Below are 24,206 nucleotides of genomic sequence, written 5' to 3'. Positions count from 1 at the left end.
GCCTCATAGGGTGGCGCAATGCCGCCAGAAAGCGGCGCGGGTTTCCAGGCTCCAGGGCGGATCGGCCAGCCCGGCGAACGCCTCGGCGAGCGGATGCGAGAACTCGAATTTGGTCGCCCCCCGCACCAACATGCGCGCCGGGAAGCGCTGCTCGGCCGGCAAAGCATCGACCAGGGCGAGGATGGCCGCCGGCAGTGTCCCGTTCGCCGTCCACTCCTCGGCGTCCGCCTCGGCGATCAGTCCGAGCTCGGCAAGGCCCTGGGCGAACTGACGGCGGGAGATGTCGTCGGGAAGCGCGAACGGCTCGACGAACGGCGCGATGGAAATCTCGTCCAGAAGCGCCCAGGCCACGGGATCGTCGTCGCGGCTGATGATGACCGATCCGGCCTCCTGCGTCTCCGCGATCACGGCGGAGAAGAATGGGTTGCTGTAGGCCGCAGACAGGATCGTGTAACTCACCCCTTGATCTCCTCAATCAGAAGGCTGCAAGCCATGCTGCCGCCGAGCAGACGACCGGAAGACCCACCATTGATCGAAACGGCGTTGCTGGCGCCACCTGCGCCCATGCGTACCGCGAGGGTCACCGGACCGAGGCTGCCGTTGACGTATTCGTGCGTGAGGACGATGACGCCGCCGTAGTTCAACTGGCCGTATCGCCAGGTCGCCTTGATGGCGCTGGGATTTCCGTCGAAAAGCGCGACGCAGACGGCGCCGTTCGCGGTCTGTGAAGCGCAATGCGCCTCGACCGAGATCCGAAGCTTGTTCGTCGCGCTTTTCGGCGTGATCGTCCCGGCGAGGATCTGAGAGCCTTCGTTGCTCTGCGGGGCCGTATCGTCGAGCGGGATGCTCGTGCTGAAGAGCGAGTAGGCCGAGTTCACCACCAGTACGCGGTCGATCACCGAACCCACAGGCATATGCTTCCAGTCGAGCGGAACGAAGCCACCGGACGAGTCCAGGATCTGCCTCGCCGGCGCCGAACCGATCGCCAGGATCGCTCGACCGAGCGCACCGGCCCCGAGCGCCGACAAGGCCGTGACCTGGTCGGGCGCCAATACGATAGCCTCGCCCAGCGCCGTCATTTGCAGAGCGGCGCGCTGGGCCGCTTTGCTGACTGCAACGATCAGCTCGTTGCCAGGTGTTGAAATGCCCAGCAGCGTCTTGATCGCCGCTTCCGCCAAGGGCTCGATCTGGCCCGTTCCGGCCGAGGCGCGCCCGAGCAGGACGCCGCCGGGAATGCGCGGCAGGCTTTCAAGCGTCATTTCGCGCCAGCCCGAAGTATTCAGCGCGGTCGCGGCCAGCCAAAAGCCGATCTGGCTGGCGAGCGGAGGCGGCACGTTCCCCGTCGAACCGCCGACATCCTGGAGCTGCTGCACCGTGGCCGCGTCATTGGGGTCTACGCCTGGCCCGAGATTGGTCATGCGGGTGCCCTGGAGATCAAAGGCACCGGAGCCGATCTCGTCGGCCGGACGCAGGATGATTGAGCGCGCGGCGTCGCGGCGCGCCTCGCCCCCGCGCATGGCATCGCGATCGAACAGCTGCTGCACGATCCTGATCGAGAAGCCCGCGCCATCCTGAAGCGTCTCGCTGACGAGGGCCGGCGTGTCGCGGTACGTCACGATCGTTCCGACCGGACCCGGGATCGAGATTGGCGCGACCACCGCCACCTTGTTGCCAGCGACGACGGCGAGGCTGACCGTGTGGTTGACGCCGGCCACCAGCTCGACGGAGGAGCCGTCGGGGGCACGGAAAAAGACGCGCACGTCCGCCGGACTGTCCGCGGGATAGCCGGTGTTGAGGGCGGTCTCGACGCCGGTCCAGGGATGGGTCGAGCGGCAGAGCTCGGTTGCGACCGTCATGGCATGGCTCCGAAGGAAGGCGTGTCTTGCGGCGCGGCGCGGCCAGGCGACCACCAGAAGCGTTGGCCCCAGTCGCGCTGGGCCATGTCCTCCATGCGCCGAAAACGATCCGGCGCGCGCGGATCGATCTGGAGCGCGAGCTGGTCGAGCACCGTCCGCTGGAAGCCCAGGCGGGCGTACCAGAGCGAGGAACCGGGAAGGAAGGACGCGGCCGTATAGAGCGCATCGCCGGCGAAATGCGTCTCCTCGCCCTTGCCGGCGCGCTGGAGATTGCCGAGGACGAATTTTGCGACCTTCTCGCCCGCCGCGAACTGCGAGCCCGCCAGCGTCGCGATCAGGCTGTTGCCGTTGCGGGTCATGTCCTGGCCGAGGAAATCTCCGAAGATGCCGAGCCCACCGCCTTGCAGGAGGGCCGACCCATAGGCGAGCTGACCTCGCGTCGTGGTCGGATCGAGGCTGTAAGGGTCCTTGCCGTTGGCGATCTGCTTGGCCTGCATGGCGACCAGGCCGAGCGCCCACATCGCCGAAAACGAGATCGCGGCATGCCCCATGCGCGAGCCGTCCCAGCCCCGCGCCATGGCACGGGCGAAATGCATGGTGACGAAAGTCAGCGGGAAGGTCTTGTAGAGGCCGAAGGCGCGGCGCACCTCGCCCTCATAGGTGCCCGGCCGGGCCTCACCGTTGATCAGGGCCCGCGTCATCGGGTCGGCCTCGATCACGGCATAGTCCATCTCCGTATCGATCAACCGCTTCAGCTTGTCCGCCGCCTTGCCGGCCGCCTCCCCGCCTTGGGCGCGGACATCCATCGGGCGCAGCAATGAGGCGCCGGGCCGCTCCTGGTAGAGTGGAGAATGGCGGATCACGTCCCAGTCACCGGCGTCGATGCCATAGCGCGACAGGCTCTCGCGCATCTTCGGGTCGAGATCGGCGAAGCCCTTGCCGGCCTCGCGGGCATGCAGCGCCATGGTCTCCAGCGCAAAGGCATTGCGCAGCACCGCCGACCAGCGCCGCAGGCCAGAGGCCCGCACCACCCCGCCCGCGAGCTGCCCTGCCCGGCCGGCACGGATGGTCTCTCCGGCGAAACGGTCCGCGCCATGGACGCCATGGGCCAGCGTGTCCGCAACCAATCCCATCTGAGCCGCACGGACTTCGGATCCGGCCTCGCCGAGCTCCCGGATCGCACGGCCGATCACGCCCATGACGGGAATGCCGTTGAAGCGCGCCGCCATGGCGAGCGTCGCCTGGTCGGAGATCGACGAGATGATCGCCGAGCCCATCTGCGAAGCGACGAGCACGGCGCGCATGTTGCCCATCATGTTGGCCAGGCCGGTATCGACCGGCGTATCGGCCGCCCCGCTGACATGGGCCCAGGCCGTCTCGAACGAGCGGCGCTGGCGGTTGAGGCGGCTTTCCGCCTTGCGGTTCTCCTTCACCGCCTTGACCTTGACGGCTTCGCTCGCGCCTTCCGGCGCGCTGACCGTGACGCTCTCCAGCTCGCGATCGAACAGGGAGAGGATGTAGCGCTTCAGCCCTTCCGGGTTGGGGCCGAGCGTGCGCAGCATGGCGATGTCCTCGCTCATGCGCCCGATATGGTTCATCATCGCCGCGAAGGGGCTGTCGTGCTCGCCGTACTTGCCGGCGAATTCGCGCCAGCTGGCGGCGTCCTTCAACACGAGGATGCGCGGGTCGCGCCGGCTGTTGGCCAGCATCTCGCGGCCCATCGTCGCGGTCGTCGGCGGGCCATCGACCCAGCCGGCGACGGCGTTGTCGTAGACCTCTCCCATCACCCGCGCGACACCGTCCTGGTCGAGCATGCGGCCGGTGGAGAAGTCCAGCAGCTGCTCGCGGTCGTTCAGCCGCAGCATGTCGGCCACGAACTCCTCGCGCGCCACGGCCGCGACCTTGCTGCGGTCCAGCGTCGGGTTCGGAAGCTTCCAGCCCTTGCGCTCGGGGATCGCCCCGCCGGCGGCATTGAACTGCTCGCGCAGGTTCTCGGCCACGCCGCTCCAGCTCTGGGCCATCCGGTGGCCTTCGGCTGTCGCGCCAGCCTCGCCATAGAGCGCGTCCAGCAGCTCCGCCTCGCGCAGCGTCTCGTGCTTGAAGCCGAAGGCCTTGGCCCTGAGCTTCTCGATGGTATCGGCGAAGGCCGCGTGCGCCTCCCCCCGGATGGTGCGCGCGAGATAGGTGACGTTGCCCCAGGTGGCGATCTCGTGGGGGTCGCGCCAGAACAGCGAGCGGATGGCCGGCCAGACCGTCGATTTGCGCTCATCGGACAGGAGCGCGGGGGCCTTGCTCCCGAAGCCGAAATCGCCCGGCGTGGCGCGCAGCTCCCTGACCTTGGCGTCATAGTCGCGCACGACCTGGAGTGTCGAAAGCTGAGCCTCGATCGAGCGCACCGTCAGATCGGCGTGGCGGGCCGCCGCCCTGGTCGCATCGTCGGCGGTCTCCAGAGCGATCGCGTTGAGCGGCCGCTCCGCAGCCGATCTGGCATCAGCCAGCGCGGCCCGGCGCTCCTCGATCGCGGCGGCCAGCTTGTCGGCCGAAGCGCGCTTGACCAGGCCGGCCTCGACCTTGCCGAACAGACAGGAGAGCACGCTCATGAGCCGCCCTCCCGCACGCCTTGACCGAGGCAGGCCTTGAGCGCATCCGCCGCCGTGGCGTCGTCGCGGATCTCCTCCAGGAGCTTGCGCGCGGAAACGGGCCCTGTGTCGAGCTCAAGCCGGATATCGCCGCCGGCTGCTTCGAGATTGCGCTGGAGATCCGCGAGCCGCGCCTTGAACAGGGCGGGATCGTCGCTGGCCTGGGCCAGCCGGGCGAGACTACCGGCTAGTGCCTGGTCGCCTGCCGGTCCGCCTTGGCCTGGGCCATCCTGGCCAGCGCCCGGAACTTGGTCGCCCGCCGCTCCAGATCGGCTTTCGCCGCCGGCTCCTGCGTCTGCTCGGCCTTGGCTTCCAGCTCGGCCGCTATCTGGTTGTGCGTCTCGGCCGAAAATTGCATCGGCAATCTCCCAATCGGGCAGGTCCTCGGCGGCGGCGAGCGCCGTGGGCGAGGCATCATGCGCCAGCTCGCGCGCCATGACAACGCGCTCCAGAGCGGTTTCCCAGCTTTCGTCGACCCCGCGTACCAGCCGGTCGGCCGCGTCGCTGATATCCTGCGGGTCCCAGTCCTCCACGCGGTGCCCGGCCTCCGTCAGCTGCTGGCGGATGCCGTCCGCCTCGGCCGCGATCTCGTCACGCCAGCGCTGGTCCATGTCGAGGGTGCGGCCGGTCTCCAGCTGCTCGACGCGGGCCTGGTCCTGGAAGCGGTAGAGCGGGCGCTTGTGGGTGAACTCCGCGACCAGCGCGTCATGCACCTCCTGCGTCACGTCCCGCGACGGCATGTTCGGATCCTGCGGGCGCAGATAGCCCTCGGCGATCAGCAGCGGCTCCAGGTCGCGATCGAGCAGCTTGCCGTCGATCCGGCCGACCATGCCCGCGCCGGGAACGAACATCTGGTTGATGCCGAGGTAACGGACCTCGCCCTGATCGTCGATCTTCAGCCCGCCATTCTCGGCGATGAAGCGGGCGAGCGAGACCGGCTTGCGCTCGGCGGGGGGGCGTCGACGGCGGGCGGGTGGCGCGGGAGGAGAAACGCCCTCCCCGCCCGCCGTCTGCGCCTGCGCGTCCCCCGACGACTGGCGCAGGCGCGTCTCCAGCTCGGCGATCTTGCTGTCGAGCCCGGCCATGATGTCCTGCCGGCTCTCCTCCATCCTGGCGATCATCGTTTCGACCGTCTCGGCATGGACGAGCTTGCCGGCACCGCTCTGGTCGGGCGCGAGATGGTCGATCAGCTCGTCACGTTCGGCCAGCCGCGCCGCCGCGTCGAGATCGGCCGGGCCGAGATCGCGCAGGCTCGCGGGAATGGCCGGCTCCGCCGCAGCCGGCGTGACCGCCTCGCCGGCGTGCAGGGCGTTGGCATTGGCCACGAGCTCGCTGCGAGCCGCCGGCATGCCTGCGTCTAGTCGAGGCTCCTGCAAGGCCTGGGAAACGGCATCGGCGGCGCGGACGGCCGGAGCATCGCCGGCACGGGCGGCGCGGCTCATCAGCCAGCCGGCGCCCCGGAACAGGCCGGCGAGCCCGGCATTGCCGATACCGGCCTCCAGCACGTTCCCGAGCGCCCGGCCGATGCCGGCCTCAAGGCCGAGCTCGGCGCGGCCGGCCTGCACGAACGGCTCCTGCACGGCCTGGATGCCAGCCCCGAGCGCGGCCTCGCGGGCCAGCATCTTCGGGACCGAGCTCGCCAACGGCCCGCCCAGGAACATCGTGCCGAGATTGATGGGATCGATCGCGGCACGGCTCACGCCGGCGAGAAAGCCGACCGCATGGCCGGTCAGGCCATAGGTCCGGTCGGCGATGTCCGCCGCCTGGCGCTCGCGGTCGGCCGAGATCCGGCGGGCGCGGGCCGGCACGTCCAGGAAGGGTTTGACCTTCTCCTGCTGCTCGGGCGTCAACCCGGCCGAGAGCTCGCCGAGCTCGCGCGCCTGGTCCTGCCAGGTCGCGCCGGCCCAGTCGACGGCGCGCAGGCTGCGGCCCTGGGCCTTGGCGAGCTCGGCGGCGCTCATGCCGGCCGCGCCCTCGACGGCCTGGCGCAGCTCCCCTTGCGCCTGGTTCCAGGGATCGCCCTGCCCGAACACCGTATCGAGCCCGGCGGCATCCCAGCCCGAACGCCAGATCTCGCCCAGTGTCGCGGGCGCGGCCGGAACCGGGCCGCGCGCCGCCTGCTCGCGTTCACCGGCGAAGGCGCTGTCCCAGCTCATGGCTCGCCTCCCAGATCCTTGAGACGCTGGCGGGTCACGGCCAGATCGCGCTCGATACGGGCCCGGACCTGCCGGCCGAGAATGCTATCGGGATGCGGCGCGCGGGCATTGGCGTATCCATCCCGCTCGGCTTCGAGATCCTTGAGCTGCTGGCGGGCGATCTCCAGCGAGCGGGCCTTTTCCTCCGCTGGCGTCGCGTAGGGCCCGCGCGCCGGGGACATTTCGCCCCGGAAGGTCGGATCGGCGCGGCGCATGACGTTGCCGGACTGCGCGTCCCAATAGGCCTGCGCCATCTCGTTGCCCTGGACTTGCGGCCAGGCCGCCTCCGCCCGTTTCACAGTGGGCAGCATGTCGACGACAAGAGGCTGGCCGTCCGCGCCGCGCACGGCGGCGTCCTGCCCGCCGGGCCCCGGCAGCATCACCATGTAGCGGCCGTCGCCGAGGCCCTGCGGTCGCAGCCGGCCATAGGAGCGCAGGAAACCGATATCGAGCGGCTGGCCATCCCGGCCGACCGGCGTGCCGCCCAGATCCTCGGCGCGCAGATCGGCCAGGCCGCGCGCGAACTGGGTTTCGCTGATGCCGCGCGGCAGCGGCACCTTGACGCCGTTGACCTTGGCGAGCTTGCCGGTGACGCTCTCGATCGCGGCTTCGAGCGCGCGCGGATCGGAATTGTCGAACAGAGCGCCCTTGCCGTCGCGGTCGGCGACATAGATCGCCAGCGCCGCGTCGACGAGCTCGCCCTGGACTTCCGGCGGGAAGACGGAGCGGCCGAGCGTATTGCCCAACGCCGTGCGCAGATCTGCCGCCTTGCCGTCGTCGACGCCCTTGCTCTTGAGCAGGGCCGCACCGCGCATGATCTTGGGCCCGAGATCGGGATCCACGGCGGAGAGGCGCGCGGCCGTGACGGTGAGCTTGTCCGCGCCGATCTGCGCGGTGGCGGCGTCGAAGGCCGGGCCCGGCATATTCTGATGGAAGGCCTTGACCAGGTCGAGACGCTCCGGCGCGGTCGCGTCCTGATAGCGCTGCTTGAGCTGGGCCGCCTCCTGCGGCTTCAGCGGCTTGAGCTCGCCCTGGTAGAGGCGCTGCGCGTCGGCGGCGACGACGGCCCGCTGCTGAAGCGCCTGGCCGAATTCGGGTGCGGTCGCGGGAGCCTGGACGGGGATCGCGGTGACCGGCTGGCGGCCCGAGCGCTCGATCAGGCCGACCGGGTTCTCACCCGCCTGTTTGGTCACCTCGCTCTGCACCGCCTCGAAGACCTGGAGGCGGCGCTGGGCCGGCGCGCCGGCATTGCCATTGGCGATCTCCCGGCGCAGCACGGCGATGCCGGTTTCGAGCGCGGCCGGGTTCATCTGGTAGGCCTCGCGCACGATCGGCGCGACCTGTTCGAGCTCGGTGAACTGCCGCAGCTTCTGGACCGCCGTCGCGTCCCCGGCCGCAGCGGCCGCGATCAGGGGGGCCTTGGCAGCAGCGACCGCCTGCGGATCGACAGCGTAGCCGTTCTTGAAGGCCGTCAGCACGGCGTCGCGATCGTCCTGCGTCAGGCTGACCAGCTGGTTGAGCTGCTGGCGCTGCTGGGTGAGGTCCGCCTTGATGCCGGTGTCGACGGCGGAACCGATGCGGTAGGCGGCATTGGTCGAGACACCGCCCCGGCCGGGATCGGCCCCGGCGCGCGCGAGCATGCCGGCGACGTAATCGCGCGTCGTCATGCCCGGCTTGCCGTTCTTGGCATCGGTCGAGCTTTCGGGAATGACAGACAGAAACTGCGCGGCCGTATAACCCTCACCGAACTGCGCGACGGCCCTGGCGTGCCAGGCATCCGCCGCACCCTGGCCGGCGTGATACCCGGCAAAAGCCGCGGCGAGCGATCCGGTCCGCCGCCAGATATCGCCGATCTCCCGCTCGGCCATGAGGGTCGATTTCTCGGGATTGGCCTTGAGCCAGGCGCGCACGCCGGCATCGTCGAGCCCGTCGAGGTCCGTCCAGCCTTTCGATTTTGCGAGCCGCCGCGCCGTGTCCGGCATGATCTGGGCGATGCCGGCGGCCCCGGCGTGGCTCTGCGCCCCAGCGTTGCCGCTGCTCTCCCCGGGGATCAGGGCACGGCGCACGACCTGGCCGACGATGCCTTGTTCCGGCGCACGCGAATAGGTCGCTGCCGCCCCGGCCGGGTCGCGCTTCTGCATGTCCTGCGCTTCCAGGCCTTTCCGCTCGTCGAGCGCGGCCTGCGCCTGCGCGGTCGCCGTCTCGCGCTGGAGCGGCGTCAGCGAGCCGAACATGGCGGGATCCTGGAGGGCCTTGAGCGTGCCTTCCGGGTTGCTCTTGATGCCCTTGTAGAGCTCCGTCTGGTCGAGCTGCTGGCGGAAATTCTGCTTGGAGGTGAGCGCCTGCGTCGGCTCCAGGATGCCGCGCTTGACCAGATCGTCGATCGCCGTGTCGTTCTCCTGCACGATGGCCAGGCGCTCCTCGGCCGAGGTCGCGCGCGACGCACGGCTGAGATAGGTCTGCGACAGTTCCGTCTGCGAGGCGACGGCCGCGTTGTTCATCTTCGAGAGCGAGGTCTGGCTGATCTCGCGCTGGAGCGAGAGGCTGGAGCGCAGGACCGATTGCGAGAGCTTGGCCTGGTCGCTCGCGCCGAAGCCGGACAGGATCTCGTCCTGGTCCTTCCTCATCGCCTCGGCGAGGCGCGTCGGCGCGCTCTGCCAGTCGGGATCGTTGCGGAATTCCTCGCGGCGCGCTTCCTGCTTCTTCAGCAGCGCGCTCTGCGCCTCGATCAGCCGGGTCTGCGCCTGCGCGTCCTGGATGGCGTTGCCGATGCTCTGCGCCGCCTGGGAGACCGCCCCGGCGAATTTCGTCTCGGCCGCGTTCTTGCCCATCGCGGCCTGGGTGATGGCGCGGCTACCCTGGATCTCGGCCTGGGCCTCTCCCTCGATGCCGGCGATCTCGGCCTGGGCGGCGCGGCGCGTGCCGGCAATCTGCGTCTGCAGCTGGCCTTCGCCGGTCGAGAGCTGCGGCAGGGCCTGCGGACCGCCGAGGCGCTGGCGCGAGACGATGATGGGAGCCTGCGCCATGCGTCAGATCCCCTTGATGCCGATGGCCGAGAGCTTGCCGCCCATGGCCTGCGTCGCCCAGTTGGTGGCGACGGACAGCAAGGCCGTGGCCGCCCCGTACTGGCCGGCGCGCAAGGTGTTCGAGGCGGTGATGCCGGCGGCGATATTGCCGGACGCCCCGCGCGTCTTCGCCGTGCGATAGGCGCTGTCGATCTGGTTGGAGGCGGTCTTGTAGCCGCTCTCGATCGAGAAGCCTGCCGTCTTGATGCCTTCGTCCTGCTTGTCGGCGAGCTGATAGGCGGTCCAGCGCTGGTCCGCCGCCTCCTGCCTACCGCCGGCACGGACGATCAGGGCATCGCTCTCGCCCTGGGCCGCGCCGAAGGCGGAGAGCAGCAGCGGTGAACCATAGGTCGGGTCCATGTTGTTGGCGGCGAAATAGGTCGATTGCTGAGCCAGCGCCGCCTTGGTCTCGTCGCGGACGCGGTTCTCCTCCAGGTTGGCCTTGCCCAAAGCCAGCTCGGCGTTCTTGTTGGCGATCTCGATCGCCAGCGAATAGGCGCGGGTCGCTCGCGTCGCCTGATCGACGGTAAAGCCGGCGGTGTCGTTCGCCTCGCCGACCAGGACGCGGGAGACCGCGCCGGCCTCATCGAAACCGGCCTGGCTCTCCTGGACGGCCTGCCAGATGCCGAGGCGCGCCTGCGAAGCACTGGCGCGCGACTGCATGCCGGCGGAGAACAGCCCCGCCCCGGCCTGGAGGCCCATCGTCGCGGCGGTGAGGAGTGTCGGCTCGCACATCAGCCCCGGTCCTCGACGAAATTGACATGCGGCGAGAGGCCGAGGATCGTGTCGGGATAGACTGTATCGTTGACGAGCTCGATCTCCATGAAGTCCTCGATCGGGCTTTCGGTCGTGACCGACCTGGAGATCGTTTCGAGGGGCCATGCGCCTGCCGGCATGATGTGGCCGGACAGCAGCAGCGGCTCGGGCGGCCCGTCATTGGCCGAGAGCGTGCCGCCGGCCCCGAACAGGCGTTCGAGGAGGACGCTGTCCGCCTTCTTCTTGGTTCCCTTGGTGCCGCTGCCGTCGATCGTCGTTTCCGCCGAGAGCGTGCGGATACGGCCATTGATCGGCAGGCCGACCAGCACGTCGCCGGCGGCATATTGCAGGGTAATCTCGCCATCCGCGCTGACCGTGCGGCGCACATGCTGGCGGCCATCCGTCATGATCGCGACCTCCTCGCCCCTGAGATGGTCGAGACCGCTGATCGTGGTGGCCGGCGCGCCCTGGTAGCGCAGGCCGCTGCGGACCATCCATGCTCCCGAGGCGTCCGGCGTGTTGAAGTTCGCCGGGCGGAAGAAAGGAGCCATCGTCTCGATATAGCGGCGCGTCTGCCCGTCGATCGAGCGCCGGACGATCATCCAGAGCTGGCTGTAGGAGGCGTCCGCCGAGGCGATGACCGCCATGTCCTCGACGCTGCCGTTATCGTCGGGATGACGCGCCCAGCCGATCACCTCCTGGTCGGGGCGGAACGTCACCGAGATCAGCTCGCCGGCCGCGGTCGCGATCCAGACGACGCGATGCGGGTCGCGCTGATAGGCCAGGACCGTGGCGACGCCGCGCAGGATGTTGCGGGCGTAGAGCGTGAGCTCCGACATGTCGATGTCTTCGGAGACGCGATCGAACTTGGCGAAGTGCAGCCGGTCCCGCGAACGGCCGATGAAGACGGCCCCGCCATCGACGGGCTGCGGGATATGCGGTGCCGAGCCCTCGTTGGTGTCCGGGATCATGCGGATATTGGCCAGGGTGAGCGGCTCGAACGGATCCGAGCCGCCGCGCACGATCCATTCGCCGGAGCGCGTGCCGAGCACGAGGATGCCGGCGTTCAGCACCCACTGGATATCGACGAGCGTGCCGTCCTGGCTGAAGATGCGCGTCGCGATGGCGCTGTCGTCGTCGGCCGAGAGCTCGAAATCGTAGAGATCCGTGACCTTGCTGCGCCAGAAGCGGTTGCGGTCGGTCCAGACCAGGCTGTTGTCGGCCAGGCGGACCTGCTTGGGCCAGCCCTTCACGTCCGACCAGGCCGCCTCGTACCAGCGATAGGTCGCGTTCGGGGCGACGACATCGCCCGGCAACTGGCCGATCACAGTGGCGGTGACGTGGGTGGCGTCGATGAAGGCCGTGATCTTCACATGGCCATAGCCGGAGTGCTCGTACTGCCAGACGACGTTGCCCTTGCCGGCGAGGACCTGGCCTTCCTCGTGCGTCGGCGGGTTCGGGCCCGCATCCTCGCCGACATTGGTGCCGGTGATGGCCGCGACCGAGTAGACCTTACCGCCGTTGCGGCGCAGGTCGCCGACCGCGAGCGGCTTCTCGTTGCCCTTCCAGGTCGGGACATTGGCGAGGTTGGCCTCGTCGAGCCGCCAGATCGAGCCGACATGGGCGGCCTGGAAGAGGTCGCTGCTGGCTGTCAGGGTGACGGAGCCGGTCGCGGCCGAGGCGCTGATCGTCTTGGCCGTATCGGTATTCTGCGGCTCGACCGGGCCGCGCAGATTGCCGTAGTCCTCGATCGTCCAGTCATCGTGATCCTTGCGGGTCAGGACCTTCGGCTGCTTGGCCCAGGCGATGAAGATCACGTCGCCGGAGCCGGCCCAGCGCAGGTTCGGCAGGTCCGCCTCGGCGAACGGGACGGCGAGCTCGTAGGGGTTCGGCGGATCGTCGCCGTCGATGACGATGCCGCCGTTGCGGTGGACCCGCATGACGCCGGCGTTGAAGGCGAGCATGTAGTTGTCGTCGACGGAAAACTCGAAGGGCACGAGCTTGCCGCGCTGCATCTCGTCCTTCAACGGCGCGACATAGGCGGTGCCGGGCGTGCGGGTGAGCCCGCCCTCGACCATGACGACGTAGTTTTCGCAGGCCTTCAGCCCCGCCTGGTTGCGGGCGAGGTCCTTGCGGGCATGCAGCGCCGGATCGAGCTCGCCGGCCGAGAACTGCGACTTGTCGAGATTGGCCGTCACCATGGTCGCCGGCCTCCGCGGCGGGCCGCGAGCCAGCTGGTCTCGCGCGGCAGCTGGGTGCGCGCCTTCTCCTGGCTGTCCCTGCGCTTGGCCGGTTTCAGCAGGGCCGCCGCCTCCCCGTTCAGCCGGCCGGCGATGGCCTGGCTGCGGCCGATGCGCGGCGCGGCGGCCGCGCCGAGGCGCTTCTGGAAGACGGTGAGGAACAGCGCGTCCCAGAGGACCGGCTGCTGGATGATGCGGGTGTAGCAGACATTCGGCGCGGCGGCATTCGTGACCAGGATGCCGCCCAGGATCGGCGCGGAGGTCGGATCGACGGAGGAAGCCTCCAGCGCCCACTCGTCTTCTTCGAGCCCCTCGACGAAGCGCACCTTCACGCAGTCCGGCGGCAGGACATAGCGCTTCTTCAGCGGCCCGCGCGCCGGCGTCGGGTCCATGCCGGGAACGACCCAGGCCGTGGCGAAATTCCAGTCCGCCTCGCGCAGCAGCGCGTCGCGGACATCGTGGAAGCGGGACTTGCAGACGCGGGCGGCCGCGCGCGGCTCGTCGAGCGAGGCGATCGGCGGCTCGCCGATCTCGGCGAGCGCACCGTTGGCCGCCTCGGTCTCTGTCGCCGCGCGCGCCATGCCGCTACTTCTTGGCGTAGAGGACGAACGCTTCCAGCACGCCGTCGGCCGAGGCATCGGCCTTGAGCGTGCCGACCAGATCGTATTCGCAACCCGGATCGGTCGCCAGACCGAGGACCTCGAACAGGCGCTTGCCGATCGAGCCGGTGGCGAGCTTGGCGACGACGCTCTTGTTGCCGGCCGAGGTGAGGTTCAACCCGTCCGCCAGGGCGTCGATGCTGACGGTGGTGCCGTCCTTCTCGACGCCGATATCGAAGTCGGACACGCCGGTGAGCGCGCCGTGATAGAGCGTCGACATCGGCAGGATGATCGCGCTCGACGGAACCTTGCCGAGATAGAGCCGCGAGGTGGCGCTGTCGCCGCTGGCGATGGCGACGGGGCCGGTGGTGATGCACCGCACGCGGCCCTCGACGAAGGCGGCGGGCGGCAGGGCGACGGTGGCGGGATCCTTGTAGGACCGCGCGTATTTCTTGACGACGGCCATGGGGGCCTCCTGGATATGCCGGGCCGCAGCTCCGGCAGCATGAAGATGGAAGGCGATGGATGCGGCGCGCCGGCAGGCGCGCTGCGAAGGCGAGCGATCAGCCCTGCTTGTTCAGGATCTTGATCACCTTCTCGTCCTGGAGGCGGGTCGCGCCGATCCAGGTCTCGATGTAGGGGTGCTCGCGGTACTGCTTGGCCGGGTTGGGCTCGGACTTGACCGAAACCGGGTCGAACTCGCCCCAGACCATGCCGGACTTGCACCACAGCGCCGCCGCCGAGACGTTGGCGCTGTCGTCGGCAATGCGCTTGGTCGGGATGATCGGGATGCCGAGGATGGAGAGCACGCGCTTCTCCTCCAGCACCGCCTTGGAGCGATAGTCCTTGTTGACGTAGGTGAGATCGTAATAGAGGTCCTCGATCTCCTGCGGGTCGAGCGCGAGGTAGATATCCTCCTCCTCGACGACGATTTCCTTGTCCTCCAGCAGCTTGAAAGCCCGGAGGATCTTCTTGACGTTCATGCCGACCGCGGTGGAACCGTCGTCGGAGCCGACCGTCTGCGGCACGGTCGAGCCGGCCCAGGGGGTGGCGACAGGAACCTCGGAGCCGATCAGGCGCGCGTTGAAGAAGGCATCCGAGAGGATGATGTTCTTCTTGCGCACGACGGCGAGCGCGCCGCCCTGGACGTATTCCGACTTGTAGTCGGTGAGGGCCTTGATCTGGTCCTCCTTCTTGATGACCTTGCCCCAGTCGATGCGGCGCGGGCGGACCCAGACCGGCTCGTGGGTGGCCTCGACATTGGGCGTATCGCCGCCTTCCGGCGCGTCGACGCGCGCCTCGGTCGCGCCGATGATATCGGTCATCTGGACCTGTTTGCCCTTCAGCCCGCCATCGAACATGAAGGCGTCGTCGAAGATCGCCTTCCGCTCCTGGAGGGCGAGGATGATGTTTTCTCGATAAGTGATGCGGTGCGTATCGCTGACGGGGCCTGCCATGGCCACCTCCTCGTCACGAAGCAAAGGGAAGTCGGTTGCTTCGGCGAGGTTGCGGCTGGTAGGGGCGCACCCCATCCAGCGGGCCAGGCCTGTCGTTTAACGCCCGCGATCGGCGGCTGGTTGAGCGGGGCTCCAGCTCCCCGGCGGGCCACCCGGAGCGGGCGGTTGCGGCATTTGCCGCCGGCGCTGCGCCGGCGGGCTCCTATGGCGTCAAGGGCTGTCTGATTTGCCCTGCGCTGTCAAGACAGGTCGAATTTGATGTTCTTCGGGAACAGCCCGTTGTCGCTGTGCGCGGCCGTGACGGGCTCGCCGCCTTGAATGCGGATGGCCCATTCGCCCAGCCTATACCAGCCATCGAGGAGGCCCGGCTTGGTGCGATACCAGCGGTCGCGAACGCAGAAGCTGTAGAGACCGCCTTGCGCCTGCGCCTCGTGCGGCACGTCGTCGACGAAGCCCTGCATGAAGGCCTTGGCCTTCTTCCTCTGTGCAGCTTCTGCCTTGCTCTTCTCCGCCGCCGCCGAGCTGTCCTGGTCGGTCGCGGCGTTGGTCGGTGCGGCCGCCTTCTTCGTCTTGCCCATCATGACCTCCTGTCGGTTCCAAGGGCTGTCGAACTACGGGGTCGATCAGCGCCGCTGCTTGAGCTCGATCGCGGCGATCTTGTCGATGATCGCCTTGCGCTGGGCCGCGACATTGGCATGGCGAGCGTGGCGCTCGTCACCGAGCGCGGTCATGAAGTCCTTGTCGCCCTGGAGCCGGCGGAGCTCGGCGCGCAGCCCCTCCATGCTCTCGCCGAGGCCGCCGCCTCCGCCGGAGACCACGAGCTTGTCCTCGCCCATGGCCGCGCCGATCTGATGGAAGAGCCTGGTGAGGCTCGGCGCGCCGATGATCGCCTCCAGCTGGGAGCTGTCGTCGAGGCCGACGCCGAAATGCCGGACCGCACGCCGGGCGAGCTCGACATTGCGGTCATAGTCCGCGCCCCAGTCCTTCCGCAGCGCCACGTCGAGATCCTGCGCGGCCTTCGCGCCGCGCGCGTCGGTGGCGTCGATCTCGGACACGGCGAAGGCGGTGAGGCCGTCGAGCATCGCCTGGGCCGCCGGCAGCGGCACCTTGTTCTCATGCGCGATCTTCTTGATCGCGTCCTCGAAGCTCTGCATGTACTGGAAATTCTGCGGGGTCTGCGGCTTCTTCAGCGCGTAGTCTTCCGGCTTTTCCTTCCAGCCGAGCTCCGACCAGCCTGCCCATTCGTTCACCCGGGCAGGGTCCGGCTTCTCGAAGACGTTGCGGGAGCGGGCGACCCGATCACTCTCGATCGCGGACTTCAGAAGAGACTGGAGCCCATCCGGCCGATCGAACTTGCGATCGGCGATGAACTGCTTGGCCGGCTCGTCGAGATTGAACGGCGTGTACCAGGGCTCGGCCCCGCCGCCCTGGCCGCCATCGCCGCCACCGGCCGCCGCGGCGGCGGCCGCTGCGCCGCCGTCACCGCCACCGCCATCCGCGCCTCCTGTGGCGTCGGCGGCATTGAAGACGGGCATGGGCAACAGCTTACGGATCAACATAGGTCACTCCTCCTGGATGATGGCTCGGGCGCCGGTGATCGACGGGGATGGGATCGGTGCAGGCCTTCTGGAGCTCGGCCGGTTCGAGCCCGGACGTGCGGATCAACTCGAGTGCGATCTGCCGGCGGCCTTCGGCGACGCCGGCGGCATAGAGATCCGGCTGGCGCGGACCCGCGCTGAAGATCCCGCCGCGCTTGGCGATATCGGCCAGCAGGATCCGCATGCGGCCGAGCTGCTGGTATTCGGCGACGAGCTGGCGGCGCTCGCGCAGGTTCGGCCAGAAGGCCCGGAGCGGCGCGATCAGCCTCATTGTCCGGCCTCGCGCTGCGTCGAGAGCGTCGCCGCCTGGGCGGCATGGGCGCGGGTGGCCTCGGTCTCGGCCGCCTGACCGTCCTGCACCAGCTGCTCGCGCCGGGCTGCGATCTGCGCGCGCTGCTGGCGCAGCTTCGCGACCTCGGCCGGATCGCGCCGGATCGAGGGCGGCGGCCCCATCGCCTCGTGCAGCACGGCCGCCACGGCATCGCCGTCGACATTGTCCATGACGCCGATATCCTGCGTCGCGGCCGCGAGCTGCTGCATCCCGTTGACGTATTGCAGCGTGGCCTTGGCCTCGCCGGCCTTCTGCATCTTGGCGAGCGGCGAGGTATATTCGATCTGGAGCGGCTGGTTTTCGAGCTCGGGCGGCGGCGGGTCGATCTGTCCGGCCTGGGCCAGGATATCGTAGCGACGGGCGATCAGCGGGGCCAATCCTTGCGACTGGATGCGGCCGAGGTTCGGCCCCATCTGGCGCAAGTACTCCTCCTGGAAGCCGAGGAATTCCGTCGCGGTCATCTGCGGCCGGTTCACCAGCTGCATGACGCTGAAATAGAAGGCCTGGCGGATCGCGTCCCGCCGCTCCTTCGACATGTCGAGCGAGAGCTGGAGGTTCGCGCCGCTGTTGAGCGGCTGGGCCAGGGGCTGGCCGCGTTCGTTCACCTGGCCGTAGATGACGTTGCCCGGATAGTAATCCGCCGGCGAGAATGTGTCCTCGTCATGGGCCAGGATGGTCGGGTCCGCCGCCCGCTGCGCCGCGACGATATGGGTGCGCTCCATCTCGTTGAGCATCGCCGCCTCGGGGCGGGCGATATGGCCGGGGCCGACCGGATAGACCCGGCCGGGGCGACGCTTCCACATGACGACGTGATACGGCATGCGATGATAGCCGCCGACCCGGATGAAGTTCTTGATCTGGGGCGCGACATAGACGGACAGGAAGGCCTTGCCATGGACGCCGATGCGGCGGGCGTCGTATTCCGGGTTCGGGCAGACCGCGTGGATGACATCATAGGTCGTGCGGTCGTTGACCTGGTTGCCCAGTGCGTCGAGCTCGGGGAATTTCTGCTTGGCCTGGCGGCCGGTGAGCCTGAAGGCGCGATGGAAGGTGTCGACATCGCCCTCGGCATCGACATCGATGTAGCTTTCGCCGAGCGGAATGGCGCGGTCCAGGAAGCGGCCGGCGCCGACGATCTCCTCGGAATACATCGTGCCCAGGCCGAAGATGCCGAGATCTCCGAACCAGCCGGGCGCTTCCGAGTAGAACTTCGAGCGGGCCGGCGAGAACGTGCCATAAGCCTTGCGGCTCTGCCGCCACAGCCAGCTCTTGACCGGGTAGTAGCTGGCGAGCTCGGGATCCTCCAGGCCGAACTCGAACCAGTTGTTCGCCGGATTGGTCATCTGGCCGTAGATGCCACCGGAGAAGGCCTCCGCCGCCTGCATCGTCGTGGCGTCGTAGATCTCGTCATAGGCGGGGTTCGTCCGGCTGTTGCCGGTGAACATGTCCTCCTGCTCGGGGCACATCAGCTGCGCGATCTCGCGCCACTGGCGCTCGACCGGAGCGCGGATCGCCTTGAGCTCGTCATGGCGCGCGAGAATGTCGGTGAGCCCGAGCATGGCGGATCAGGCCCCGAGCAGCTGCTGCGTCGCCACGGAGGCCGCGCCGAGCCCGCCCGTGCGCTGCACGATCGTCGAGGCGACGCCGCGCGCCGCCTGGAGCTTCTTCAACCGGCGATCGGCGGCGGCCCGCGCATCCTCGCTGTCCGCCGGCGTCAGCGAGGCCCGGTAGTTCGCCTCCTCCGCCTGCTTCTGGGCCTGGCGCGCCGTCTCCGCCGCCTGGGCCAGCGCCGCCTCGCTTTGCTGGTTGAGCAGCTCGATCTGCTTCTGCGAGTTCTCGCGGTTGGCCGCGATCTCGTCGTTCAGCCGCTGCTGCTCGGCCGCCGCGGTCGCCTGCTGCTGCTGGAACTGCTGCGCCTGCCAGATCTGGGCGATACGCGCCTGCTTCCCGGAAAACAGATTACTGAAAAAGCTCATGCGGAGCCTCCTGCCGGTATGAGGGATTAACCCACGCGCACTGCACGAAACTCTCACCGCGCTTGCCCAAGCGAGGCAGAACGGCCTCTTCGACGAAACCCAGGCGCTTGAGCCAGAGACGGGCCCTGGCGTTGGTTTCCAGCGCCCGGCACTCGACGCGGCGGAAGGCGCGCGGCACGGCATCGCGCATCAGCCTGTCCCGGCAGAAGCGATGGGCCTCCTTCGCGATGCTGGGAAAGGCCGGGGTCGCGAACATCGCGACCGTGGCGACGCCGGGCGCGATCTGCCAGAAACCGACGAAGGCGACGGGCGCGCGCCGATCGTCCAGCAGGGTGAGCGCGACGACGGCCTGGTCGAGCCCCGAGGCGATCGCCGCGCCGTGCTCGGCCGGATCGTCGACGAAGCTGGTCGCCAGCATCTCGGCCCGGTCGGCCGGGCGCAGATCCGCGCAGATCTCCAGGATCTCGGCCGGGTGGGTGCGACGGACGAACATCAGCGCACCTTCCTGGCGAGCGGGGAATAGCGCTGCGGCTTGCCGCCGGCGGCCCGGTTGCGCTTGGCCTCGCGCTGGCGAATGCGCTCAGTCTTGCGGATGCGGGCGCTCTCCGTGCCGCACTGCATCGCGCCGTATTCCGCCGCCTCCATGACGTGGCTGTCGGGGTTCTTGACGGCGCGGCCGCGCTCCGCCGTGCCCCGCGTGCGGTGGTACTGGTAGGTGCCGGCGAGCGCGCGACGGACAGTCGGGCAATGCGTGGCGTCGACCTGGAGCTTGCGGCGACCGTCCTTGATCTTTTCGCGGATCGGCGCGTGGCGGCTCTCCGGGTCGTTGGTCGCAGCGAGCTTCACCGCCAGCGACGGCAGGCCCAGCGCCTTCGCCAGGCGGGCGCGCATCGAGCCGATGGTCAGATCGTCACCGGCATCCATCGCCGGATCACACTGGATCGCGAACTCGCAGCCGGCGAAGCGCGCCGAGCCCATGATCACCTTCATGCCCTCGGCCAGGTCGAACTCGTCGCCGCGCGTGATGACCACTTCCGCGAGGAGGTTCAACGTGCCGTCGGGCAGTTCCTGCTCGAACACCGCCGCCGGCGTCAGACCGCCATCGATGCCGACCAGGACCGGCAGCACCGGATAGACCTTGAGCGGGGTCATCGAGACGTGCAGATCGTCGTCGAAATCGGCGTAGATCACGTCGGTTTCGCGATTGTAGCCGGGCTTGTGGTGGACCTTGATCTTGATCCACCAAGGCCGGTGCCGGTTCGCCTCGACCATGGCCGTGTAGTACGTCCGGCCGACCGCCTTCAGGTTTTCCGCGTTCGGGTCCAAGCCGCCCGGCTGGCGGAAATGTCGATAGCCTTCCGGCTTCTCCGGCCCCCAGAAATCGCGATAGACCCAGCTGTCCGGCTCCGGGGCATTGGCGTCGCCGAAGATCGCGCCGTACGGGATCGCCGGATCGTCGGGCAGGCCGATCTCGCCCCGGTTCGGAAAGCGGCCGACCGTGCGGCCGAGGTTGATGAACAGGTCCTCGCGCAGCGTCGGCATCTCGTTGAGATAGGCGTCCGTCGCTTCCGTGCCGCCCAGGCTGTCGGGGTCGGCATCCTCGCCCCAGGCGAGGAAATTCGCCTCGAAATGGATCGGCCCCCAGCCGTCGTCGAAGTCGAGCGTGTATTGGCCGGGGCGCGGCGAAGAGCCGACGAGCTTTCCGACGCCCTTGTTCTCGTCGAGGATCTTGCACCAGCTCGGGACGGTGGTCTGCCAGATGTCCTTGTACGTCGCCCGGTAGACGTTGAGCCGGTAGAAGCGCGGCGCGCCCTTGAGGCGCTTGCCGTTGTGCAGCATTGGCGGCTGGCGCATCGCGGCGCGCAGGGCACGCTTGACCGCCGCCGTCGTCTTGCCGGAGCCGACCGGGCCGGAGATCAGGTCCCGCGTCCCGCGCGACATGATGAAGGCGTCCGAGACCGGCCCGGCGCTGTCGAGCAGCAGGGCGGTGCCGGCGTCGTAGCTGCGCAGCATCTCGTCGAGCGTGCCGTAGCGGAGGATCGTCATGCCCCCTCCTCCGGCGTGACATCGAGGAGCGGGCCGGCGTCCTGCGCACCCTGGAACCACTCGGACCAGGGCTGCGCCCCGTTGGCCTGGCCGACCTGGCCGCCGATCGAGAGCGCGACGAGCGGCACCGCGCGGCCCTGGTCGTCGACCGGCTGCATGTTCGCCATGAAGTAGCCCTGCAGCGACTGGGCGATCCGATCCTGCCGGTCCCAGGCCTCCGCGACCGAGCAACCCAGCCGCCTCGCCAGTTCCTCGGGTTGGATCATCAGCCAGCGGACCCGCCATTCCTGCGGCGTCCGGCCGAGCAGCTGGACGAGCCAGCGCTTGAGCTCCCGCGTCGCCAGGTTCTGCGCGCCATTCGGCCGCCCGGCCTTGCGGGTGCGCTCGGCCTCGGCCGCGACCTTGGCTTTGTCCCAGCGGATAAGATCGCCGGCCGGCCGGTTCTCGCTGACGAGCAGATCGAGCTGTTCGGCCTCGCTCGGCACCTCGCCGCGGAGCTCGCGAGCGACTTCGGCGACGACGCCGGCGCTGCCGTGGTGGTCAGCCATGCCAAACCTCCCCCGAACCCGCTTTTTCGAGGACGCCTGTCTTCGCCGCCCCTGATCCCGGAGCCCCGGAACCCTTGGACCCAGCGCCCCACCGATCCGCGTTTTCGCCCCCTCGATCAGGGAAGCCCTCGGAGGGGCCGGCAGGCGCAGCCAGGCGGGCGGCGGAAAAGGGGGCGGGCGGTTCCGGGGGGTGGGGGTCCGGGAGCGAGGGGGGGTGGGGTCCGAAGGCGAGGCTACCCCCCCAAATAGATGCGGCGCTTACGAAAACGGGGAGGCTAAGCACTTGATATCGCACGATTTCACTGGCGACTGGCGGCGGATCGGACGCGAAAACGGCCGGTGCGGGCCGCGCCAGGGCGAGGCCGAGCGGCCGCGCCCTACCCTGATCGGAGCGCCCGGCGCGCCGCCGCGAGCCCGGCGCACGCATCGCCAACACCCCATTTCCGAGGTTCCCGCCGCCGGCTGACCTCGCAACCCTCAAGCCTTTGAATATCCGAGGATATTTAATCGCCTGCGGCGCTGCGGAGCCGATCGAGCAGGGATGATCCGCAACACCCTGCGCCAGCGCCGAAGCGAGGCGTTGCAAAGGGTGTTGCAGGTAACCAATTGATATATATATAGATTTATCATCTGCAACACTTGCAACACTTGCAACAGGCCCGAACCCGCGCGTAGATGCGCCCGCCCTCGCCTGCGCCCGCCCTCGCCTATGCACACGTGAGGCAAATGGGCGTTGCAGGTGTTGCAGGTGTTGCGAGCGCGAAAATGCAAGCGATCGCAACGCATTACGCTGCAACACCATCCGCAACGCCCCCGCAACACCTGTCGGCCCGAACCCCGTCAGCGCGCGCGATCCAATCGCGTTGCCAAACAGGGTTGCAGGGAGGCAGAGGCGGCGAGGCATCGCGTGAGCGTTCCTTCAGATATGCAGAATGTCACACGCCGATCTGATTTGCGCCCGCAAGTCAATATCCTCGCGCGATCCACATGCCGATCCCCAACAGGAACCAGATAGCAAAAAGGCGCTTAAGCTCTGAAATGGCGCATGTTTTCACTGCTGTTCAGAATTATGCATTTTGGCATTGATTTAATTTCAGCGCATGTGCAATAACTCTCCTCACGGCCTTGCCAGAGGCCGCCACACAACCCGGAGAGAAGACATGGACAGGAAAAAACAGCTCGACGCGGTCTGGGCCGCGACGCATCGGGATTACAAGGGGCGGATCGAAGGCCGGCGCACGATCATGGTCAATCGCCGCGGCACCTGCCTGGTCTACCTGGAGGATCTCACCGACCAGGAGATCGCCGAGCGCCTGCCGAAGGATCGCCGCTGATGATCCCCGCGAACGACAACACGACCGCGACCTGGTCGAGCGTCTACTATTCCGAGGGCGCGGACCGCTTCCACGTCGAGCTCCGCCATGGCGAGGACCTGATCCGCCAGGCGTCCCGCATCATGTCGGCCCGCACCGCCTCAGCAATGGCCGGCACATGGCTGCTGCTGGCGATGCGCGGCGATATCCCTGCCACACCGATGACGCGACTAGACGCAGCCATACAGGAGGTCCAGGAGCGACGCATGGCCAAGCGCCCGCCGCAGGAGTTCGACACGTCCGCCCTGCCGCTGTTCGGCGACCAGCGCCACCAGCTGGACCTGTTCTGATGCCGGACATGGCGCGCTGGTCCCTGAGCTGGGGCAATCCCTATACACAGCCGCCAGGGCCGCGCGTCCTGGCGGCTGTCCTCGTCGAGCGCGGGCAGCCCTGCCCGGCCGAGGTCAAGGCGCTCTGGTCGCCCGGCTGCGGCTATGTCATCAGCTGGCAGCTGGTGACGCAGCGCCCGATCCGCCGCTGGAGCGCCGAGGCGAAGGCGAAAGTACGCCGACGCAATCTGCGCGATAGGCTGGAGCGGAAGGTCCCGCTCTTCGCCGAGATCCTGATCGCCGAGGAACTGGAGCGCCGGCCGAGCTATTACGCCGGCGGCGAGGAAGACGCCCGGCCGCTGCCAGGCGGCCGGGCATGACATCGGCCGGCGAACCCGGAGAGGCGACGCCGGCGACATCGAGGAGGGTCTAGCAGATGCATGGCATTTTCATAGGGGATCGCCGCATCGGCACGGTCGCCAAGTTCATTGGCAACAAGCCGGGGGAGCGCTGGGTTGCATGGTCGATCCATCGCCCGGCCGGCGCGCCAGTTCATGCCCAGCAACGCCGCTTCCCTCGGCAGCGGGACGCCATGGCCTGGCTCCTCGCCCGCGACGCAGAGGAGAAGTGCTGATGGCCCGCCCGCTGAAATACGACGCCGCGATGCCGCGCGATCGCGCCACCATGGCGCGCCTGGCGCGCGAGCAGCTGAAAGCCCGCGGCGGCCGGCTGCTCTCGATCCAGCTGGAGCGCGAGGCCCTGGAGCACCTGGAGGCGATCCGCCGGCCGGGCGAGAGCGATGCGAGCGTGATCACTCGCGCACTGCAACGGGTCCAGGGATTGTATTGGTAATCAGAAAGTCACTTTCGGCCGCGCAATACGAACACCGTGGCCATGTCGATCTCGGCCGTTCGACTCTTCTCAAGCTCCGCTCTTACGGCCGCTGTCAGTTCACCGCGGCCATTACGGGTTGAGAACCGACCTGGATGGCAGGTTGCAACCACCGCGGCCGCGACAGTCCGAGCATCGGAGCGTTTATCGTCGAGGCGCGCGGCCTGCCTCTCATAGCAATCGAATTCAGACTGCCCCCGCGCCGCCCCAGACACCACCATCAGCCCCGCCGCGATCACCGCTCGCATCATCGCCCTGCCCTCCTGCGGCGCGGATCATGTCGCGGCCGGTGGAGCGCGTCCAGTCGCACCTTGACAGGGGATGGGACTCCGCTCCTATGTTCCGCTTTCGTTCTTATCGTGGAGAC

Annotated in this window: 24 protein-coding genes; 5 read left to right on the top strand and 19 right to left on the bottom strand. The window is 68.6% G+C overall.

The features are described 5' to 3' along the window. Positions 1-3: 3 nt before the first annotated feature. The 18 genes from ACWH43_RS10860 to ACWH43_RS10775 all read right to left on the bottom strand — a co-directional run bounded on the left by ACWH43_RS10860 (position 4) and on the right by ACWH43_RS10775 (position 21,306). Entirely contained in the window at positions 4-459 is a 456-nt protein-coding gene (locus tag ACWH43_RS10860; RefSeq protein ID WP_260349406.1) for a hypothetical protein, read from the bottom strand. Then, complete coding sequence (locus ACWH43_RS10855; protein ID WP_260349405.1) at positions 456-1,856, bottom strand: hypothetical protein; 1,401 nt, start codon at positions 1,854-1,856, stop codon at positions 456-458. Before ACWH43_RS10855 ends, ACWH43_RS10860 begins: the two co-directional genes overlap by 4 nt. Next, positions 1,853-4,456, bottom strand: coding sequence for a hypothetical protein (locus ACWH43_RS10850; protein WP_260349404.1), 2,604 nt, complete (start codon positions 4,454-4,456; stop codon positions 1,853-1,855). Before ACWH43_RS10850 ends, ACWH43_RS10855 begins: the two co-directional genes overlap by 4 nt. Continuing rightward, the gene (locus tag ACWH43_RS10845) at positions 4,453-6,651 is read right to left on the bottom strand and encodes a hypothetical protein (RefSeq protein ID WP_260349403.1); all 2,199 of its coding nucleotides are present in this window, start codon (positions 6,649-6,651) and stop codon (positions 4,453-4,455) included. Before ACWH43_RS10845 ends, ACWH43_RS10850 begins: the two co-directional genes overlap by 4 nt. After that, positions 6,648-9,716, bottom strand: coding sequence for a lytic transglycosylase domain-containing protein (locus ACWH43_RS10840; protein ID WP_260349402.1), 3,069 nt, complete (start codon positions 9,714-9,716; stop codon positions 6,648-6,650). Before ACWH43_RS10840 ends, ACWH43_RS10845 begins: the two co-directional genes overlap by 4 nt. Positions 9,717-9,719: 3 nt before the next feature. After that, complete coding sequence (locus tag ACWH43_RS10835) at positions 9,720-10,490, bottom strand: hypothetical protein (protein WP_260349401.1); 771 nt, start codon at positions 10,488-10,490, stop codon at positions 9,720-9,722. Beyond that, on the bottom strand, positions 10,490-12,712 hold the full coding sequence (locus ACWH43_RS10830; protein WP_448153461.1) for a hypothetical protein: 2,223 nt from the start codon (positions 12,710-12,712) through the stop codon (positions 10,490-10,492). Before ACWH43_RS10830 ends, ACWH43_RS10835 begins: the two co-directional genes overlap by 1 nt. Further along, on the bottom strand, positions 12,706-13,332 hold the full coding sequence (locus tag ACWH43_RS10825; protein ID WP_260349399.1) for a hypothetical protein: 627 nt from the start codon (positions 13,330-13,332) through the stop codon (positions 12,706-12,708). The genes ACWH43_RS10830 and ACWH43_RS10825 overlap by 7 nt, the downstream gene beginning before the upstream one ends. A 4-nt stretch (positions 13,333-13,336) precedes the next feature. After that, on the bottom strand, positions 13,337-13,816 hold the full coding sequence (locus ACWH43_RS10820; protein WP_260349398.1) for a hypothetical protein: 480 nt from the start codon (positions 13,814-13,816) through the stop codon (positions 13,337-13,339). 97 nt (positions 13,817-13,913) lie between these two features. Then, the gene (locus ACWH43_RS10815; RefSeq protein ID WP_448153460.1) at positions 13,914-14,807 is read right to left on the bottom strand and encodes a phage capsid protein; all 894 of its coding nucleotides are present in this window, start codon (positions 14,805-14,807) and stop codon (positions 13,914-13,916) included. A gap of 239 nt (positions 14,808-15,046) precedes the next feature. After that, positions 15,047-15,385 carry a hypothetical protein gene (locus tag ACWH43_RS10810; RefSeq protein WP_260349396.1) on the bottom strand — a complete coding sequence of 113 codons (339 nt, stop codon included), beginning with the start codon at positions 15,383-15,385 and terminating at the stop codon, positions 15,047-15,049. A gap of 45 nt (positions 15,386-15,430) precedes the next feature. Continuing rightward, positions 15,431-16,366, bottom strand: a complete 936-nt coding sequence (locus ACWH43_RS10805; protein ID WP_448153458.1) for a hypothetical protein — start codon at positions 16,364-16,366, stop codon at positions 15,431-15,433. Continuing rightward, positions 16,353-16,676 (bottom strand): Bbp19 family protein, encoded by a 324-nt coding sequence (locus ACWH43_RS10800; protein WP_260349394.1) that lies wholly within the window; start codon positions 16,674-16,676, stop codon positions 16,353-16,355. The genes ACWH43_RS10805 and ACWH43_RS10800 overlap by 14 nt, the downstream gene beginning before the upstream one ends. Next, positions 16,673-18,295, bottom strand: a complete 1,623-nt coding sequence (locus ACWH43_RS10795; protein WP_260349393.1) for a portal protein — start codon at positions 18,293-18,295, stop codon at positions 16,673-16,675. Before ACWH43_RS10795 ends, ACWH43_RS10800 begins: the two co-directional genes overlap by 4 nt. 6 nt (positions 18,296-18,301) lie before the next feature. Continuing rightward, positions 18,302-18,712, bottom strand: coding sequence for a hypothetical protein (locus ACWH43_RS10790; protein WP_260349392.1), 411 nt, complete (start codon positions 18,710-18,712; stop codon positions 18,302-18,304). Beyond that, positions 18,696-19,205, bottom strand: a complete 510-nt coding sequence (locus ACWH43_RS10785) for a hypothetical protein (protein ID WP_260349391.1) — start codon at positions 19,203-19,205, stop codon at positions 18,696-18,698. Before ACWH43_RS10785 ends, ACWH43_RS10790 begins: the two co-directional genes overlap by 17 nt. After that, positions 19,205-20,758, bottom strand: coding sequence for a hypothetical protein (locus ACWH43_RS10780; protein ID WP_260349390.1), 1,554 nt, complete (start codon positions 20,756-20,758; stop codon positions 19,205-19,207). Before ACWH43_RS10780 ends, ACWH43_RS10785 begins: the two co-directional genes overlap by 1 nt. Beyond that, the gene (locus ACWH43_RS10775) at positions 20,755-21,306 is read right to left on the bottom strand and encodes a hypothetical protein (protein ID WP_260349389.1); all 552 of its coding nucleotides are present in this window, start codon (positions 21,304-21,306) and stop codon (positions 20,755-20,757) included. The genes ACWH43_RS10780 and ACWH43_RS10775 overlap by 4 nt, the downstream gene beginning before the upstream one ends. Before the next feature lie 1,160 nt (positions 21,307-22,466). On the opposite strand from ACWH43_RS10775, the gene ACWH43_RS10770 reads away from it, so the two are divergent. The 5 genes from ACWH43_RS10770 to ACWH43_RS10750 are packed head-to-tail and all read left to right on the top strand — an operon-like array spanning position 22,467 to position 23,800. Next, positions 22,467-22,640 carry a hypothetical protein gene (locus ACWH43_RS10770; RefSeq protein ID WP_260349728.1) on the top strand — a complete coding sequence of 58 codons (174 nt, stop codon included), beginning with the start codon at positions 22,467-22,469 and terminating at the stop codon, positions 22,638-22,640. Then, positions 22,640-22,969, top strand: a complete 330-nt coding sequence (locus tag ACWH43_RS10765) for a hypothetical protein (protein ID WP_260349726.1) — start codon at positions 22,640-22,642, stop codon at positions 22,967-22,969. The genes ACWH43_RS10770 and ACWH43_RS10765 overlap by 1 nt, the downstream gene beginning before the upstream one ends. Before the next feature lie 8 nt (positions 22,970-22,977). Continuing rightward, on the top strand, positions 22,978-23,328 hold the full coding sequence (locus tag ACWH43_RS10760; RefSeq protein WP_260349725.1) for a hypothetical protein: 351 nt from the start codon (positions 22,978-22,980) through the stop codon (positions 23,326-23,328). Between the two features lie 56 nt (positions 23,329-23,384). After that, positions 23,385-23,582: a hypothetical protein gene (locus ACWH43_RS10755; protein ID WP_260349724.1), complete on the top strand. Its 198-nt coding sequence runs from the start codon at positions 23,385-23,387 to the stop codon at positions 23,580-23,582. Beyond that, positions 23,582-23,800 carry a hypothetical protein gene (locus ACWH43_RS10750; protein WP_260349722.1) on the top strand — a complete coding sequence of 73 codons (219 nt, stop codon included), beginning with the start codon at positions 23,582-23,584 and terminating at the stop codon, positions 23,798-23,800. The genes ACWH43_RS10755 and ACWH43_RS10750 overlap by 1 nt, the downstream gene beginning before the upstream one ends. 8 nt (positions 23,801-23,808) lie before the next feature. Here the strand turns inward: ACWH43_RS10750 and ACWH43_RS10745 are convergent, their stop codons facing one another. Continuing rightward, positions 23,809-24,090 (bottom strand): hypothetical protein, encoded by a 282-nt coding sequence (locus ACWH43_RS10745; RefSeq protein ID WP_260349721.1) that lies wholly within the window; start codon positions 24,088-24,090, stop codon positions 23,809-23,811. Positions 24,091-24,206 lie beyond the last annotated feature (116 nt).

Source organism: Allobosea minatitlanensis (genome assembly GCF_964020775.1).
The sequence above is the reverse complement of the archived record's forward strand: the minus strand, read 5'-3'. Positions and strand labels throughout refer to the sequence as shown.